The organism is Flavisolibacter ginsengiterrae DSM 18136 (genome assembly GCF_059568575.1).
The window spans coordinates 1-16,540 of sequence record NZ_JCANTR010000002.1; the positions used below are offsets into that span (position 1 = coordinate 1).

The following is a 16,540-nucleotide window of genomic DNA, read 5'->3' on the forward strand; positions in this document are numbered from 1 at the left end:
GTTAAAAGAAGGTACAGGCAGTTGTTTAAACAGGTAAGGACCATAGCCATCGTTTGTTTAAAGCAGGGAATGGATAAACCAGGGGTATTCACAGCCCTGCATACCTTCCTTACAGAACAAAAGCGTACTTCCTTAACCAATGAGCAGTTTACCCTTTTGCTCTCTTCCTTTGAACAGGAGCTGGCAGGAAGGCTCAAAGAGCCAAAGCCGCAAAAGGAAAAGAAGATGAAGAACAAGCTGGAGATTACAGTGAAAGCACCCCTGAGTGCAGAAGACACCGAGTACTTACAATTGTACATGGATGATTATGACTGGACCATCAGGTTTGAGGGAGACTTTCCAGCGGATTACCAGGTACCTTTCTTTCTCCTTAAACATGCTGTTTAAGGAAGTTTGTAGTGTGTAGTGTGTAGTTTGTAGTTCTTTAGGTTAAACGGAACTATTATATGCAGACATTTCTATAGGTCAAACCATTGCTTTAGGTTATAGAGCATTATGGGGTCCCTATGGAATAGGGCAATTCCTAATTGTTCATTGTTGGTAAACGTTAATTCTATTTGAAGAATAGGATTTTAATATTCAATGACTATGGTCATAAAATTTATATAGGAATTATTTGACCTTAACAGTCAGTAAATTCAATTGATAAGAAACTGGATTTACTCATTCTTCATGAAACCAAAACTGTTTTTTTGGAGTAGAATATGGTCCGCACTCATTGATCTTTCCGTTGTTTATAGTTTGTCTTTGCTGTTGCAAATGCTTATTTGGGAATTTACTTTTATTGGTTTTCCAATCATTTTTGCCAGCACATTTTTGTTTTATTACCTGATTTGCTATTTATTTTTTAAAGGAAAAACACTTGCCAAATTCCTTACAAACCTTTCTGTTACCACCCTGGGCAACAATACCATTACGGTAAGGAATATGCTATTGCGGGAGATCATTCTAAAATGGTTTATTGGAATTATGGTTCCATTCTTTATCATCAAGCTATTTTTCCCCATTTGGTCTGTTATAAATGCGGCAATAGTGGGCGTTATAATTTTCCTGATCTCCTCTTTGTTCTTTATAGTTGTAAAAAAACAGTGGTGGGAAGTTTTTTCAGGTATGATAACCATCCGGGACTATTCCACTCCCCGGTGCAAAAAAGCAGCGTTCCTCTCAATTTTCCTATTGATCATTTCAGGAGTATCTGTAAGCAATTATTCCAAATTTGTACATTTTAATAGCGCCATTAAAGAGTTCCCCCAGTACCCAGACACAAAAGAAGTCAAAGATTACGCGCGATTCATTAAGCAACATAAGGAAGACCCGGTAGATTACGTATTCGATCTTTTCAAAACGCATGACATTGTGGTTCTTTCAGAGCGGGTTCATTCTGAATATTCACAGTACGAATTAATTAATAGAATTGTAGCAGATAAACGATTTACAGATAGCATCGGTAACCTTTTCACCGAATGTGGTTCTATCAGCTATCAGGACAGCTTAAACTCGTACCTGCATTCTACTTTTAATTCTGAAGCCGCACTTAATAAAGCCACAGCCATTTTGCAACGCAACAGCAATGCTGTGTGGCCACTCTGGACAAATACCAACTTATTTGACCTGTTGCAGTCCGTAAATAAAATTAATAGTAAACTACATGACAGCAGCAAGATCAACTGGTATTTTACGGACCTGCCTGTAGATTGGCGGGTAATGACCCACCAAAAGTTTCTGAATGCTTATACCAATCCTTATCGCGACAGCCTTATGGCCCTCCATGTTCTTTTACCGTACAATAAAACTATTGTATTTCAGAAGCGGCACAAAGCATTGGTGATCATGAATACCCGTCACGGTTATGGACTTCTGGAAGAAAATAAGAATGATAGGTTTGCCAGGGAATATATGGGTACAACAGCTTACCTGATGAAGTTGCACCCGGGTAAGGTCGCCAATGTTTTTCTCCATTCTATTTCTATCCAATATGGTTATATGTTTACCCCTTTGCAAAATGGCAAATGGGATCGCGCATTTGCATTGGCAGATGATCCAAATACAGGATTTAACTTAACTGGCAGCCCGTTTGGTGAGGAACAGTTTGATGCTGCGTTTTATAAAGGCACAAATGTGTTTTACAAAGATGTCTTCACAGGATTTATATTTTATCAACCACTTGGTAAGCATTTTCAAAAAAATGGTTTCCCCTACGAGTTTGAAGCATTCCAGGACACGATTTTGAAGCGGGCTTCCTATATCAGCCCTGCTTTGGTAAAAAGCTTTCAATCGCAAATAAACCATTATAATCAATATCCAAATGAACGTGTAGTGAGAGATCCATTAATATATGCTGGTGTATATAACCTGGTGAACATAGGTGTTTCAATCCTATTGCTGTTCAATGTAATCATTGCATTGCTGCTACTGATCTTACCACGCGTCCCCAAATCACAGCAAAAAAATATTTAAACTCAGGAAGTATCTTTATCATAAGCCAGGTACCCTTTCTCAGCATATGCCTGCCAGGATCTTTCTATTCTTCATTACAACAGTAAGTATTTTAACTAAAGTGAATGATGGTTTCACGGACATTTTTTGATCAGTAATAAACATTTCTTTACCTGATCTACTGCTTAAAAAATTCTCCATCAGCTCTTATCATAACATCTGTACTGATATCCAATGGATCGGGAGGGCCAACATGAAAGTCTGTACGGTTTAGAATTCCTGTTAATTGAAAACCTGCTTTATTTTTTTTAGACATGGAGTCATAAATCACACCCCTGAACCACAGATCCATCGTTACAGGTTTAGTAACGCCATGCATGGTAAGGTTGCCGGTAATTTTAAATCTGTCTTTCATTCCTGTTGTGTTGGTTATGGAGGTAGACTTGAAAGTCATTTCAGGGTATTTAGCCACATCAAAAAAATTCGGGCTTCTTAAATCATCATCCCTCATTTTTACTTCTGTGTTCACAGATGCAACTTCAACCGAAAGATTAAACATGGCATCACTGAAATCCGTTTTTGTGGATGTCACGGTTGCATCGAATTTTTGAAACAATCCAAAGATGGACGAAAACCCTTTGTGCGTAACTGTAAAGGTTAATTTAGAATGCCATGGATCTGATTTCCAGGAAGTGGCCTGGGCCCATAAAATATTGGATGATCCCAGGATCATTACAACTGCCAGTAATTTTTTCATGTCTCTGTATTAAAAGAGTGAATAGAAAACATTCCATCATTAAAGGCCATATATCTGAATTTCACTTTTTTTAGAAGCGCCGGGCCATACCAACGCTTTCATTCCTGCCGCTATAGCGATATATTGTTTACCATTTACGGAGTAAGCAATTATTCCTCCACCATTAGGAAGTCCCGTTGAAGTTTTCCAAAGAAGTTTCCCGGTTTGTGCGTTAAAAGCATAGAATCCGCCTTTTTGATCCGCGGAAAATACCAGGCCACCGGCTGTTGGCGTAACACCAGCAAGAACAGGAGCTGGCATTTGAAATTTCCATCGAACACTGCCATCTTTGGCATTGAATGCATTGAGCCATCCTTTTGCTTCAGAAGGTGGATCAAAAACATATGTGCCTCCCATCCAGACCCCGCCAGGTTCAGGGGCCATCCTAGCTGAATCTAATGGAGGCATTTTTCCTTTAACCCCCCAATCTACTGCACCTACAAAAATCAGGTCCAGGGCTGGAGAATAAGCTGCTCCGTTCCATTCCGATCCGCCTAATACACCGGGTTTGAAGTGTGTAAATTGTTCCCGCGATAACTCAATATCTGAATTCTCACGGGTAGTAGTTGGAACTGCATACATAAACTGTAGGGCATCTTCGATATTTGAAGTTGAAGCGGAAGTCTTTACTCCAGTCCTGTCAATAACAGAAAGCACTCCATCCTTATTAGCAGAAGCAATAATCTTCCTGCCCGATTTTGTAATGATCAGCGCAGGGGCAGTAGAAACATCCCAGTCATGCAGGTCTCTGCGAACCAACTGAACATATCCCAATAAATTACCAGTTTTTGTATCCAGTGCAATCACACAGTTGGAGTATAAGTTGTCTCCTTCCCGCACTTTTACATCAAAATCAGGGGCAGGATTACCTGCAGGAACATACAGCACGCCATTTTCTTCATCTAATGAAAAACTGGTCCAGAATGCGCCCCCGGAAATGGAAATACCTTTAGCAGCCGCTGGCCAGGTGGCTTTTGCAGGCCCGCTTTCAGGCACCACATTAAACGACCAGATCACATGCCCATCATTGACATCCAACGCGTACACATGGCCCGTAATTCCTGAATTGTCACCGCCTGCATTGCCAATGAACACCATGCCATTCCATGCTATTGGCGCCATAGGAGTTGTGATGCCCGGAGCGGCAACGTCCAGTTTTATATCCCATAATTGTTTACCATCGGCTGCGTTAAGTGCATATACATGTGCATTTGAAGAACCTCTGAATAGTTTACCATCAAAATAGGCTACACCACGATTGACCTTTAACATGCTTTGTTCTGTTAAGGGACGGGTTGATTTCCATTTAAGTTTTCCGCTTTCAGCATGAATAGCATAGGTTGAAGTATCTGTGGTAAAATACATGATACCATCAATTACCACCAAACCAGTTTGCAGGCTTCCTACATCATTACCAAGGTCAAAGCTATGCAGCAAATGCAGTTTACTCACATTGCCAGTATTGATTTGATTGAGCGGAGAAAAACGATCTGATGCGAGTGTCCTATTGTAGGAAGGCCAGTCAGCTATTGAAACATTTATATTTTGCGCAATAGTTGGAAATACCAAAAGTATGGTTGCCATATAGACAAGAATCACCCTTACAGGGAGCACTATTCTTTTTCTCATGTGTTACCTCCTGGTTTTATTATTTTTTCAATGTCCATTAAGTTGAGGAATCATTAAGGAATGGCAGAAGATTTTATTGCCCTAAACCGATCTGTTTCATAAATGACTGGTTATCCCAATGAAGGTATTCTTCTATCATTTTGCCATCCTTCCAATGCCCGATGGTGGACATACTCAGCTTAAATTTTTTACCTGTTGGTGGAATAGTTTTGCCATTACCCACATTCATTGGTTTTGAAAATGTGCCTTCCATAATTCCAATAACGGCTGTCCAGTCGCCGGCCCCAAACTTTACTGGATGACTCGTAATCTTTGTGTCAGGAGCAAAGGCAAACATGGGTGTGAGCATATCTATATGCTGTGGATACAATCCTGTAGTTACTGTACCATCCGGATAATAGACTTTGATATTGGCATCGTGGCTAACAGCAAATGAATCCCATTCCTGGTGGCTGTAAAATTGAAAGTCAAGCGAGTCGAAACGTCTCAAACGCTCCTGCGTCAATTGATCATTATTAGCGGATACATTTTCGTTACCCGGATTATTTTCTGAAGTTTTAGCGGTAGTGTTGGAACCACTATTGCAGGATATCAAACCCGTAAACGATAAAACTAAAGCAGTAAGAATAATTGTTGTTTTTACCATTGCAGAGAATTTTTGTGTGTGGGAATATGCGTTTGCAGACGACCTGGATGGAACTATTGATAGTTGTCATTGCGTAGTTAATTCTAAAGAGACAGATAGATACTTATAATAAAAATGGAGTAAATAAAGTTATTACTATTTACTCAACCATTGAAAAGAGAATATGAATAGTAAGCATGTAAGGATGAGTTAAGTCATTTATAAAGTGTTACTACCCGTTATTCTCATGGCCACAATATTGCAAGTCATTCCAACATGAATTATTACGCCAAAATTTAATTCCGATTATAAAAATGCAACAATGGAAATTAGTCAAGTGAAGAAAATGAACGATCAAATGGATAAGTTGATTGATGAGCTGCTTCCGGAGTTAGAAAGTATATACAAAGACATTCATCGCAATCCTGAGTTGTCCATGCAGGAATTCCGAACGGCTAAAATAGCGGCAGATTATTTATCCAGGTATCAATATGAGGTTTCAACCGGCATAGGAATAACAGGAGTGGTTGGCATCATGAAGAATGGTGATGGTCCTGTAGTAATGCTTCGGGCAGATATGGATGCGCTACCTGTTACCGAGACAACCGGTTTGCCATATGCAAGTACGAAAGTGGCCAGGGATGAGGAAGGGATGGAGGTAGGCGTTTCACACGTGTGTGGACATGACCTGCATGTTACGTGGTTAATGGGTATCGCCAGGTTGTTTTCAGAACATAGGGATCAATGGAACGGAACCCTGATGGCTGTTTTTCAGCCAGGGGAAGAGGTTGGTCGTGGCGCGCAGGGCATGATTGATGATGGCATGATGTCCCGCTTCCCGAAACCGGAAATCATATTGGGCCAGCATGTAATGGTAGGCGAAGCAGGTACTGTTTGCTATCGTAGTGGTCCTATATTGTCAGCAGGCAACAGTCTTAAGGTGAAATTATTTGGAAGGGGTGCACATGGTTCTTCTCCCCAAACCTCTATTGACCCAGTGATCATGGCTGCAGCAACAACGCTGCGCCTGCAAACCATTATATCCCGGGAGGTGGCTCCTATTGAAAATGCTGTGCTGACCATTGGTGCGCTACAGGCAGGCACAAAAGAGAATATTATTCCGGAAGATGCTACTTTGAAATTGAACATCCGCACATTTGATGATGGGGTAAGAGACCATATCCTTTCTGCAGTAAAACGAATCTGTTGTGCAGAATGCGCTGCATCCAATGCACCAAAGGATCCTGAATTCACCACTCTTGACAGTTATCCTATTACAGACAATGATACAGAGGCAACAGTAAAACTAGCGGAGGCCTTTCATGCTCAATTTGGCAACAGGTCGTATGAAGCCCAGCCGGCATCTGCCAGTGAAGATTTTAGCGTGTTTGGCAGAAACTGGAAAGTACCTTATGTTTTCTGGTTTGTTGGTGGAACAGATCCTGAAACATACAGAGAGGCTAAAAAGAACAATACTATTAATTCTATACCCAGTAATCATTCTCCCAAATTTGCCCCAGTCATACATCCAACATTAAAGACGGGTTTGCAGGCCATGATGACTGCAGCCTTTGCCTGGTTCAAATAAGCAACTTTGTATTTACAAATGGATAAACTGCATTCGTTATATATTTTTCTTGACCTGGCAGGAACTTTTGCATTTGCCATCAGCGGTGCCACGGCTGCCAGGCAACGAAACCTTGATCTATTTGGAATTTGTGCCATCGCCTATGTAGTTGCCTGTGGCGGTGGAATCATCCGTGATCTTTGCATTGGAGCCATTCCTCCTGCAGGTATGACAACCTGGTATTATTTGGCCACAGCATTAATTGCTGCTGTCATGACTGTTAGTTTATATCCTATAGTTCAACGTATCAATCAGCCTGTGCTTCTTTTCGACGCTGCAGGCTTATCCTTATTTGCCATAACGGGTGCACAAAAAGCACTTTCCTATGGTCATAATGGCGAGGTGGCCATTCTTTTAGGAATTACAACAGCTGTGGGTGGCGGAGTACTCCGTGATATTTTACTCAACCGGATCCCTGTTATCCTGGAAAGAGAAATATATGCATCAGCCGCTTTAACAGGTGCGTTGATTGTAGTGTTGGGAAGTTACCAGAAATGGTTAGCTAATGATTGGGTTTCCATCATTGGATTGAGCACCTGTTTCCTGTTAAGAATGTTGTCTCTTCGCTATCATTGGAATCTACCTGAGCCTCTTACCAATCATTTAAAAGAAAGGGCTAAATAATAATCCTGCAGGACTTCTATTGCTTTCACAGCTCTGCGAGAATTCTTTCCGGCATACAACTAGCTTTGTATATCTATGCAACGCTCATTCCCTTCCCTTCCCCGGCTACTTGATTGATTTTAAATAGTCGATCATGATCTTCACTCCTTCCCTGGGTGGTGTCGCGCTGATCCCAAATCTATTTTCAAATTTGCTACTGTCAAAAATGTAGTCGTCTTCGTATTGATATATCATTTCCGGAAATTCTTTCAACTCCGGAATGAATAATCCCAAAACATGCAGCATCCAGGTAGGTATTTTCTGAATTTTGGGCGCAACGCCCAGTTCATGGGCTATCAATTCAATCCATTGCTTAGTTGTCAATTTCTCTTTAGTGGTGGGTACATGCCAAACCTGGTTGTAAGCATCATCCGTATTTCCCAGGATGGCTGTTGCCTTTGCTGCATCGGGTGTGAATGTATAGGTGTGAATTTTATTCATGTCACCAAATGCCTGGGCTTTCTTTCCTTTTAAAAGGTTTTTGGCTGCCGTTTCGGCAAGTACACTTTTGCTGGTATCAGGACCATAAAAATCTGCTGACCGTGCAATAAGAGCTTTAAAACCAGATCTTTCAACTTCCTCCATGATCATGTCATGTAGTTGTTTTCTCACCATCCCCTTCTTAGCCGGAGGATCTAATGGTGAATTTTCCGTCATATGGGGAATAGCTGATTTTGCATACATATACACATTGTCAAAGAAAACAAGCTTTGACTGATGCAGTTTGCAAGCATTTATAACCGCCTGCATAAATGGAGGCCAAATTGACTGCCATACTTTTAAGTTGTAGGTAAAACCGATGGTTACATATACAACTTCGCTCCCCGAAACAGCAGCACCAATTCTTCCCAGGTCATTTGCATCCAGCGGGAACAATTCATCTGACTCATGCACCTTAACCGGGTTTCGGCTTACTAACCTTATATGACTGGTATAATTTTTCAGTTCCCTGGCAAGTGGTAGCCCGATTGTTCCACCTGAACCAATAATTGTTTGCATGTTGCGATATTAGGTAAGTATTAGTGTAACTACAAAGCTTATGCTGATAGTTCGGGCGTGAAGATATTGCCTTTGTTCCTAATTGTTATAGTAATAAACACCCTCAACATTAATTATAAAAACTTCATTTTTTCGCTAAAGCGCAATCATTGTTCACATAGTTTACAAACCTTACGGATACCAGTTCAACATTCCGGGAATGGTTGGCCATGTCTTTTTTTTTATTTTGTAAAAATCAACTTATTTACCTGGTCAATTTCATCCTGGTTGATAGTGTGTCCCATATTGGAATATATTTTTTCAGTAACAACAGCATGCATTTGCTTCAAAATATTGGTTGTAGCGTAAACTCTTTCAACAGGTATATGAGGGTCTGGATTACTGGAACCAATAAACACAGGGGTATGTTGAAAATCGCCTTTGTAATTTTCATTGTAGATCTTATCGCCAATCAATCCACCGGTGAAGGCTGCCACACCGCCGTATCTATTTGCATTACGGGCTACAAATTCAAGTGCCAGGCAAGCTCCCTGTGAAAAGCCGGCGAAGTAAATATTCCCTGTTGCAACGCCTTTGGTAATGATCTCATCTACCAGTTCCCGGATCAGTTGCAGGGCTGAGGAAAGCCAGGGTTCGTTTTGGGCAGGCGGTGCAAGAAAAGAATACGGATACCAGCTATTGTTCGTTGCCTGTGGGGCAATCAATGCGTAATCCTTAACATCGAGATGCGAAGAAAGCGACAAAATATTCTCTGCACTGCCTCCCCTCCCATGCAACATGATCAGCACTTTATTAGAGGGAGCTATTTCCCTACCTGCAGTTATGAATTTTTTTTGATGCATAGTTTGAAAGAATGAGTGGTATGAATTTATCTATATACCTGCGTTTATTGTCCTTCCATTATTGGCTCCGAAACCGGTCTTTTTTATACATGCCAATATTGTTGCTGTATTTTATTCTTTAATGAACTCTTTTGTACTCCTGGTGGTATCAATGGGCCGAACTGATTTTTCAATGGCTGCACGTTGCGGCTCCAGGAACGGGGGTAATGATAACTTTTCACCCAGGGTTTCATATGGCTCATCTCCCATAAAGCCTGGACCGTCTGTGGCAAATTCAAACAAGATCTGCGGTGCTACTCTTGCGTATAAGGATTGAAAAAAGAAACGATCTACAAATCCGGAATTCGGCAATCTTAACTGGTTTAACCAGGCGATCCATTCTTCTAATTCCTGTTTGTCCTCTACACGGAAAGCCGCATGGTGTACTGTTCCAAACCCTTGCCTTGCCTCGGGCAGTTCTGAATTTTGTTCCACAATAACAGAAGCCCCATTACCTCCCTGCCCTGTTTCAAACAAATGAAACGAGCCTTCCTGTGCTGTTTCTTTAAATTGTAAGGCCGATAACAGCATTGCTTTTAGAGCAGCAAAATTGGAAATGCGTACATACACCGGCCCCAGTCCTGTAATGGCATATTCCAGCGGAATCGGACCTTGCTGCCACGGTGTACCAGATGCTATCCCTTTATTGAATTCATCAGAAATCAATTGGTATTGCTGGTCATCAAAATCAGAGAACGAAAGAGTTTTCTTACCAAATTGTTCTACAATACCGGTATGTGCCACATTAAGGCGGTCAAATCTTTTTATCCAATAGGCTAAGGCAGCATCAGTTGGAACCCGGAAGGAGGTTTTTGATATTTCATTTTTGCCATGCACACCTTTTGACATACCAGGAAAATCAAAGAAGGTCATATCCGTTCCTGCGCTTCCCTTATCATCCGCAAAAAACAAATGATAGGTTTGTATATCATCCTGGTTCACTGTCTTTTTTACTAAGCGCATCCCCAACACCGTGGTGAAGAAAGTATATATTTTTTCTGCACTGCTGGTGATGGCTGTAACGTGGTGTACCCCTTTTATTTGCTTCATGGTTATTTTCTCCAATTTTCTTTCGGCTTTATAGTAAATAGGAAGCCTCTTTATTGGTTATAAATCATAAACTTCTATACAATTCCGTAGCTATTCGATTGTCCGCCATCTATGGCAATCGTTTGCCCGCTTACATAAGAAGCGTCATCACTTAAAAGGAAGGCTACCACTTTGGCCACTTCTTCAGGAAGACCTAAGCGCTTTGTAGGATTTGCCTTGGCATATTCTGTTTCAGCAGCTTTCGGATCCTGCGGGTTTACCTGTTTGAATGCTTCTGCAACCATGGGTGTCAAAATAGCTCCGGGTGCAATGGCATTAGTTGTGATGCCATATTTTCCAAATTCCAATGCCGCGTTCTTGGTCATACCAGAAACGGCATGCTTGGTGGCAACATAGGCTGATTGATTGAGCACACCACGTATACCGCCTACAGAAGCCACATTTACAATGCGACCATAGTTCTGTTTTTGCATGACCGGAATAACATAACGCATTCCGAAATACACACCCATCAGGTTAATATCAATTACCTTTCTAAAAACTCCCAGGTCATACTCCGTCATGCTTGCCTGCCGACCTTCAATGCCTGCATTGTTATACAATCCATCAATACGACCATATGCTTTTATTGTTTGATCCACATAATTCTTTACATCCTCTTCCTTGGAAACATCGGCAATAACAGTAATGATTTTACTACCAGGAAACTGTTTGCTGATATCTTCCCGGGCCTGTAGCAGGCTTTTTTCATTGTAATCCACCAGTGTCAACTGAGCACCCATGGCTGCCAGTTCTTTTGCAGCAGCAAGACCCAATCCCATTGCCGCACCGGTAATGATGATTGCTTTATTTTCAAAACTTTTCATAATGATTTTTTTAAAATGTTAAGGGTAATAATAGGAACGGATAAGGATCATCCCAGCCAGTTATTCAGATCAGGCAACACTTCGTTGCTAAGCTGGTGTCCTATCGGGTATTCATGGTAGGTTAACTGAACGCCGAGGCTTTCTAAGTACACTTTAGCTTCCCTGGCATAATGAATGGGCAAGGTATTATCCAGTACGCCATGTGCAACCAGCACTTTCAACTGTTGAAGGTAATTATCATTTTGCACCAGGGGCCGAACCTCATCCAGTATCCTGCCGCTAAAAGATATAATGCCCCGCACTGCGCCGGGATGTGTAAGCCCGATACTGTAGCTCATAATGGCACCCTGGCTGAATCCGCCCAGGTACAACTCGTCTATAAGATACTTTTCTTTGACTTCACGAATAAAGCTTAGGATCTTTTCCCTGCTCGCGGCTTCCTGTGCTGATTGTATGATGGGCCGGCCCGTGGAAAAATCTACATTGTACCAGGCATACCTGCCGGGACCTAATATAAAAGGACCTCCTGGGCTGATGATATACATGTCAGCAGGCAACTGGCTGGCAAGACCAAAGAGGTCTTCCTCGTTGCTGCCAACGCCGTGTAATAAAATAATGGCCCTGGCTTTATTTGATGCCTGTATAGGTTCCCTTACCAGGTATGTTAAGGATAAATCTGTTTTGTGGTCAGCGGTTGTGTCAATTATAGATCGTGTCATCTGAATATTTTGTTGAATTAAAAAATAGATCAACAGCTCAGGAACACATTACATGAACACCATTAACCCAATTTCACTGATGTCATAGTAAGTGAACCACCCACTGCTTTATCATTAAAGAAAGAAACTTCATCTTTATTGGTCTTTAAGCCCAACGTGTACATCAAGGGCAGGTAGTGTTCCGGGGTAGGTATGGCAAGCATTGCTTCCCGGCCCAAACTGGAGTAATTGATCAGGGGTTTATGGTTTCCGGATTGTATCAGCTCCTTGAATGTTTCATTCATCTGTATCGCCCAATCATAGGCATATGCAGCATCATTCAATTTATCCCATGCCACCATTCTCAGATTGTGCACCATGTTGCCACTACCGATGATCAGTACACCTTTTTTCCTAAGCGCATATAACTCTTTTGCCAGGTCATAATGGTACTGGGGACCTTTTGTATAGTCAATGCTTAATTGCAATACCGGGATGTTGGCTTCAGGATACATATGCCTTACCACCGTCCATGTGCCATGGTCCAAACCCCAGTCATGGTCCAATTCGACATGTGCTGAATGCAAAAGGTCGGCCGTTTCTTTTGCCAATACCGGGTTCCCGGGTGCTTTGTATTGGACATCAAAAAGAGCCTGCGGGAAACCACCAAAATCATGAATGGTCTTTGGAAAGTCCATGGCGGTTACCTGGGTACCCTTTGTAAACCAATGGGCTGATATTACCAGAACTGCTTTGGGCGTTGGGATCTCTTTGGCCATCTTTGTCCACCTGCGACTAAATTCCGTGTCTTCAATTCCATTCATCGGCGAACCATGACCTATGAACAGGACAGGCATCTGTTGCTCCTGTTCGCCAAGGCCATTGGTAAATGTTTTGAATGCTGATATTGTTGTCATACCTATTGCTCCTGTTATTAATGTTGTAATGAATTGATCTCTTTTCATGTATCAATTATTGACTTTCCATAAGGAACCTGCATTAGTGACCATTCTCTTCACTACCTTTTGCTGTTCCAGCTCATGCAAAATATTTTCTGCTTTTTCAAAATCCACCTCATAAAATACTGCGAACTCCTTTAATGTCACTGTATTATATTGGGTGAAAATAATTTCATAAGAAGAAGCGGTATTTCGGTGAACCGGTCCCGTGACTAATTTCAGTAAGGCTTGCTCATAAACATGGTAAGGCTTACTTCCATACACTTTAAAACGGTTGTCCTCTTCATCAATAAAATTTATAGTGGGAAACCCTCTGACACCCCATTCTCTTGTCATCAAAAGGTCTTCTTCAAATAATTGCTTTGCACCATCTTCTACATCTGATTGAAACTGTACTATATCCAACCCAACATTTTCCGCAGCTTTTACCGGGTTATCCATTTTAGAGATATTTACTTTTTCAATGAATACCATTTCTTTAATCCTTCTAAGGAATCGTTCTGCATTATAATTGCCCTGCAATTGTGCAGCTTTGAATGCAATAGCTGGCGGAAAAGATGAATGTAACGGATCTTCATTCCACACTTCCCCATCAATGGGCATCTGGTAGTATGCACTGGCTTCTTCCCAATGTTGTGCTACACTTCCCGGACCGCTTACATCATTTCCCCCATAATCGCTCCAACTTTTGAGCAACCCTCCCATTCTATATTCTACATGAAAATATTCCCCGTACTCTTGCTTCAACTTACGAAGCTGAGGTTCAATACCCCAACAGGAAGAACAAATGGGATCGGTAAAGTATAAAAGCCTGACTGGCTTGTTTACGATTCCCTGTTTGTTATCCGTAAAATCCCGGGGGATTTCACAAATTCCTGTTTCTGTATCACAACTCATCCCTCCAATTATATTTTCTTTCATACAACAGTTTTATGCTTTAAATTTTCCTGGTTGACCCGCAATTATTTTATCATCAAAATATTTTTTTGCAGCCTGTGACATAGTAACTATCCCTGCACCCATCATAATTACATCTTTAATCACTAACCTGCCGGCAGCACTTAAATAAGGAAAGCCAAATTCATTATCTCCTAATGGCTGAACCCATGTTTCGGGTGTGGTTACTAAAAAAGAAAGCGTTACCAAAGACATGATGAAAGCAAGCGAACTTCCTAATGCCGATACTGCCGGAAAAACAGGATACAAAGCAATGAGTAACCCAATCAGCACAATGACTATTCCTAAACCATAAGAAAATATATAGGTATTGTTCTCCTTGTGCCAGTTTATATTTTCCGGCTTATACTCACCTTCTTTGTTCATGTGCTTTTTGTATTCGGGTGCATCATAGGTATAAAAGAAATTCATGGCCGGGCTGTTGGCAACAAAAGGGACGATACCAACGGCTTCATATTTGAAGACTTTTAACCCACCTATCCAAAGCAGGACCACTACCAAACCTATCCGTACAAGATGAATACCTGTATGATAAAGTGATGCGGCAAACCTTAATAGTTTCTCCATTATAATACTCTTTTAATTATTACCAGGAATTGCTCAATAGCCTATCGTGAAACGTTGGCGGATATGTGCTGGTTTCTCCAATTCATCCACAATGGCAACGGCGGTGTCTTCAACTGAAATGATACTTCTGCTGTTTACATCAAAGACCGGGTTCTCCAATCCTGTTCTATAGGTTCCTTTCCTTGTTCCGGAAGTACCCTGGTGCATTTCCACGGCCGGGCTCAAAAATGTCCACTCAAGCTCTGTATCTTTTTTAAGCATATTAAGGTAATCCCTTGCTGCCAGTGCCCCGGCTTTCCATTCTGCAGGAAAGCCTTCCGTATCTACAATCTGCTGGTTTGGAGCAATGAATAAACTTCCCGCACCTCCTACTACGATCAATCGCCTTACGCCTGACTTCAAAACAGCTTCCTGGATAGTTTGGGCTCCTTTTAAAAATTCAGTGTACAGATCGGGATTTGTCCATCCTGCATTGTAAGCACTGATTACCGCATCAGATCCTGCTACCGCATCAATTATTTCAGGCACATTAAAAACATTTGCAGAAAGCGACTTAACATTTTCAGCAAGTGGTATTTTACCAGGGTTACGGGCTATAGCCGTAACCTGGTGACCTCTTTGTAACAATTCTTTTAAAATGGCAGTCCCTACAAACCCGGACGCACCTATTAATGCAACTTTCATTTTAAATGAGTTTATTGGTAAATAGCTAATGTCGGGTCCTGAACTTTTTTGACGGCATAATTAGTATTCAACTTTTTGCCCTGCAGTAAATAATCGATTGAATACTTACCGCTGCCTGCCAACAGCAATACGATGTATACCAGCAGGTAATGTAAAGCAGGCTCCTTTATGCCTATAGGATCAGATCCATGAACCATGATCACTGCTACCAACATGGTAATGATCAGGGGAATTGTTGCCAGCCTTGTGACTAAGCCTGTTAATATCAATATGGAACAAACAACTTCTGCAAAAACGGTAAGACCCAAGGCAAGTTCCGGGCTCATGCCCATCATTGGTGGAAATTGTATGGGACCTCCTGATAAAAGCATGAGCAACTTTGGAATACCATGCGTTAACATCAGCCCTGCTATACCCACTCTTGCGATTAACAAGGCCATGTCAGTTACGTTATCTGCTTTATTTATACTTACTATTTTTTTCATTGATATAGATTTTACTTGGTTTCATTTTGAACAAACTCGCCGTCAGCTTTGATCTTTACTTCATTACTGATCATTGGTGCAGGGAATTTTGGACCTACATTAAAATCAGAACGTTTGATAGTGCCTGATACCTGGAAACCTGCTGTTTGTTTTTTACTCATTGGGTTTTCAACAGTTCCTTTGTACAACAGGTCCATTGTAACTGATTTGGTAATACCATGAAGAGTCAGGTCACCTGTTAGTTTGTATTTGTTCTTACCTGCGGGTTTAACAGAAGTGCTTTTAAAATTCAATGTGGGGTATTTTTCCACATCAAAAAAGTCTGCACTTTTCAAATGGTTATTTCTCGCTTCAACTCTTGTGTCAATAGAGGCAGTTTTAGCTGTCATCTCAATGCTGGCATCACTAAAATCAGGCTTTGAAGATTGTACTGTTACATCAAAGTCATTAAAGGTTCCTGAAACGTCATTGATACCAAGGTGTGTCACGGTAAATCCTAATTGTGAATGCGGATCATCATTCTGCCATGTTGGTAAAACTGTGGTAAAAGCCGTTAACGTAACAATTGCTGCGAGAATCAGTGCTAATTTTTTCATTTTGTTTTTTTTGTTTTAATTA

General features: G+C 41.2%; 18 protein-coding genes. 4 read left to right on the plus strand and 14 right to left on the minus strand.

Going from position 1 to position 16,540, the window contains the following annotated elements; genetic code table 11:
* A partial coding sequence (locus BP74_RS01900) for a hypothetical protein (protein ID WP_496370502.1) occupies positions 1-387 on the plus strand: 387 nt, incomplete at its 5' end.
* A 285-nt stretch (positions 388-672) separates the two neighbouring features.
* Positions 673-2,457 carry an RDD family protein gene (locus BP74_RS01905; protein WP_496370504.1) on the plus strand — a complete coding sequence of 595 codons (1,785 nt, stop codon included), beginning with the start codon at positions 673-675 and terminating at the stop codon, positions 2,455-2,457.
* Positions 2,458-2,614: 157 nt separating this feature from the next.
* Here BP74_RS01905 and BP74_RS01910 read toward each other — a convergent pair whose 3' ends face one another.
* The 3 genes from BP74_RS01910 to BP74_RS01920 all read right to left on the minus strand — a co-directional run bounded on the left by BP74_RS01910 (position 2,615) and on the right by BP74_RS01920 (position 5,507).
* Positions 2,615-3,193 (minus strand): YceI family protein, encoded by a 579-nt coding sequence (locus tag BP74_RS01910; protein ID WP_496370506.1) that lies wholly within the window; start codon positions 3,191-3,193, stop codon positions 2,615-2,617.
* 39 nt (positions 3,194-3,232) lie between these two features.
* Positions 3,233-4,861, minus strand: coding sequence for a pyrroloquinoline quinone-dependent dehydrogenase (locus BP74_RS01915; RefSeq protein ID WP_496370508.1), 1,629 nt, complete (start codon positions 4,859-4,861; stop codon positions 3,233-3,235).
* Between the two features lie 73 nt (positions 4,862-4,934).
* A complete protein-coding gene (locus tag BP74_RS01920) occupies positions 4,935-5,507 on the minus strand; it encodes an ester cyclase (RefSeq protein WP_496370510.1) in 573 nt (190 codons plus the stop codon).
* A gap of 301 nt (positions 5,508-5,808) precedes the next feature.
* Between BP74_RS01920 and BP74_RS01925 the strand changes: the two genes are divergently transcribed.
* Both BP74_RS01925 and BP74_RS01930 read left to right on the plus strand, forming a co-directional pair.
* Positions 5,809-7,074, plus strand: coding sequence for a M20 family metallopeptidase (locus tag BP74_RS01925; RefSeq protein ID WP_496370512.1), 1,266 nt, complete (start codon positions 5,809-5,811; stop codon positions 7,072-7,074).
* Between the two features lie 18 nt (positions 7,075-7,092).
* Positions 7,093-7,737 (plus strand): trimeric intracellular cation channel family protein, encoded by a 645-nt coding sequence (locus BP74_RS01930; protein WP_496370514.1) that lies wholly within the window; start codon positions 7,093-7,095, stop codon positions 7,735-7,737.
* A 105-nt stretch (positions 7,738-7,842) separates the two neighbouring features.
* Here the strand turns inward: BP74_RS01930 and BP74_RS01935 are convergent, their stop codons facing one another.
* The 11 genes from BP74_RS01935 to BP74_RS01985 form a co-directional block, all read right to left on the minus strand.
* Positions 7,843-8,775, minus strand: a complete 933-nt coding sequence (locus BP74_RS01935; protein WP_496370516.1) for an NAD-dependent epimerase/dehydratase family protein — start codon at positions 8,773-8,775, stop codon at positions 7,843-7,845.
* A gap of 221 nt (positions 8,776-8,996) precedes the next feature.
* Positions 8,997-9,617, minus strand: a complete 621-nt coding sequence (locus tag BP74_RS01940) for an alpha/beta hydrolase (protein ID WP_496370518.1) — start codon at positions 9,615-9,617, stop codon at positions 8,997-8,999.
* A 111-nt stretch (positions 9,618-9,728) separates the two neighbouring features.
* Positions 9,729-10,706 (minus strand): ring-cleaving dioxygenase, encoded by a 978-nt coding sequence (locus BP74_RS01945; protein WP_496370520.1) that lies wholly within the window; start codon positions 10,704-10,706, stop codon positions 9,729-9,731.
* Positions 10,707-10,780: 74 nt separating this feature from the next.
* Positions 10,781-11,572 carry a glucose 1-dehydrogenase gene (locus BP74_RS01950; RefSeq protein WP_496370522.1) on the minus strand — a complete coding sequence of 264 codons (792 nt, stop codon included), beginning with the start codon at positions 11,570-11,572 and terminating at the stop codon, positions 10,781-10,783.
* Positions 11,573-11,619: 47 nt separating this feature from the next.
* Positions 11,620-12,291, minus strand: coding sequence for an alpha/beta hydrolase (locus BP74_RS01955; protein WP_496370524.1), 672 nt, complete (start codon positions 12,289-12,291; stop codon positions 11,620-11,622).
* Positions 12,292-12,353: 62 nt separating this feature from the next.
* Positions 12,354-13,235 carry a 4,5-DOPA-extradiol-dioxygenase gene (ygiD, locus tag BP74_RS01960; RefSeq protein ID WP_496370526.1) on the minus strand — a complete coding sequence of 294 codons (882 nt, stop codon included), beginning with the start codon at positions 13,233-13,235 and terminating at the stop codon, positions 12,354-12,356.
* 3 nt (positions 13,236-13,238) lie between these two features.
* Positions 13,239-14,150 carry a DsbA family protein gene (locus BP74_RS01965; RefSeq protein WP_496370528.1) on the minus strand — a complete coding sequence of 304 codons (912 nt, stop codon included), beginning with the start codon at positions 14,148-14,150 and terminating at the stop codon, positions 13,239-13,241.
* Between the two features lie 9 nt (positions 14,151-14,159).
* Complete coding sequence (locus BP74_RS01970) at positions 14,160-14,753, minus strand: DUF417 family protein (RefSeq protein ID WP_496370530.1); 594 nt, start codon at positions 14,751-14,753, stop codon at positions 14,160-14,162.
* A gap of 33 nt (positions 14,754-14,786) precedes the next feature.
* Positions 14,787-15,437 (minus strand): NAD(P)-dependent oxidoreductase, encoded by a 651-nt coding sequence (locus tag BP74_RS01975; protein WP_496370532.1) that lies wholly within the window; start codon positions 15,435-15,437, stop codon positions 14,787-14,789.
* Between the two features lie 11 nt (positions 15,438-15,448).
* On the minus strand, positions 15,449-15,922 hold the full coding sequence (locus BP74_RS01980) for a DoxX family protein (RefSeq protein ID WP_496370534.1): 474 nt from the start codon (positions 15,920-15,922) through the stop codon (positions 15,449-15,451).
* Between the two features lie 11 nt (positions 15,923-15,933).
* A complete protein-coding gene (locus BP74_RS01985) occupies positions 15,934-16,518 on the minus strand; it encodes a YceI family protein (protein ID WP_496370536.1) in 585 nt (194 codons plus the stop codon).
* Between the last annotated feature and the right edge of the window lie 22 nt (positions 16,519-16,540).

Coding starts and splice junctions, on each gene's coding strand:
- BP74_RS01930 (WP_496370514.1), top strand. CDS start 7,093: ATGGATAAACTGCATTCGTTATATATTTTTCTTGACCTGGCAGGAACT.
- BP74_RS01905 (WP_496370504.1), top strand. CDS start 673: ATGAAACCAAAACTGTTTTTTTGGAGTAGAATATGGTCCGCACTCATT.
- BP74_RS01945 (WP_496370520.1), bottom strand. CDS start 10,706: ATGAAGCAAATAAAAGGGGTACACCACGTTACAGCCATCACCAGCAGT.
- BP74_RS01980 (WP_496370534.1), bottom strand. CDS start 15,922: ATGAAAAAAATAGTAAGTATAAATAAAGCAGATAACGTAACTGACATG.
- BP74_RS01965 (WP_496370528.1), bottom strand. CDS start 14,150: ATGAAAGAAAATATAATTGGAGGGATGAGTTGTGATACAGAAACAGGA.
- BP74_RS01950 (WP_496370522.1), bottom strand. CDS start 11,572: ATGAAAAGTTTTGAAAATAAAGCAATCATCATTACCGGTGCGGCAATG.
- BP74_RS01940 (WP_496370518.1), bottom strand. CDS start 9,617: ATGCATCAAAAAAAATTCATAACTGCAGGTAGGGAAATAGCTCCCTCT.
- BP74_RS01915 (WP_496370508.1), bottom strand. CDS start 4,861: ATGAGAAAAAGAATAGTGCTCCCTGTAAGGGTGATTCTTGTCTATATG.
- BP74_RS01975 (WP_496370532.1), bottom strand. CDS start 15,437: ATGAAAGTTGCATTAATAGGTGCGTCCGGGTTTGTAGGGACTGCCATT.
- BP74_RS01955 (WP_496370524.1), bottom strand. CDS start 12,291: ATGACACGATCTATAATTGACACAACCGCTGACCACAAAACAGATTTA.
- BP74_RS01985 (WP_496370536.1), bottom strand. CDS start 16,518: ATGAAAAAATTAGCACTGATTCTCGCAGCAATTGTTACGTTAACGGCT.
- BP74_RS01925 (WP_496370512.1), top strand. CDS start 5,809: ATGGAAATTAGTCAAGTGAAGAAAATGAACGATCAAATGGATAAGTTG.
- BP74_RS01935 (WP_496370516.1), bottom strand. CDS start 8,775: ATGCAAACAATTATTGGTTCAGGTGGAACAATCGGGCTACCACTTGCC.
- ygiD (WP_496370526.1), bottom strand. CDS start 13,235: ATGAAAAGAGATCAATTCATTACAACATTAATAACAGGAGCAATAGGT.
- BP74_RS01970 (WP_496370530.1), bottom strand. CDS start 14,753: ATGGAGAAACTATTAAGGTTTGCCGCATCACTTTATCATACAGGTATT.
- BP74_RS01920 (WP_496370510.1), bottom strand. CDS start 5,507: ATGGTAAAAACAACAATTATTCTTACTGCTTTAGTTTTATCGTTTACG.
- BP74_RS01910 (WP_496370506.1), bottom strand. CDS start 3,193: ATGAAAAAATTACTGGCAGTTGTAATGATCCTGGGATCATCCAATATT.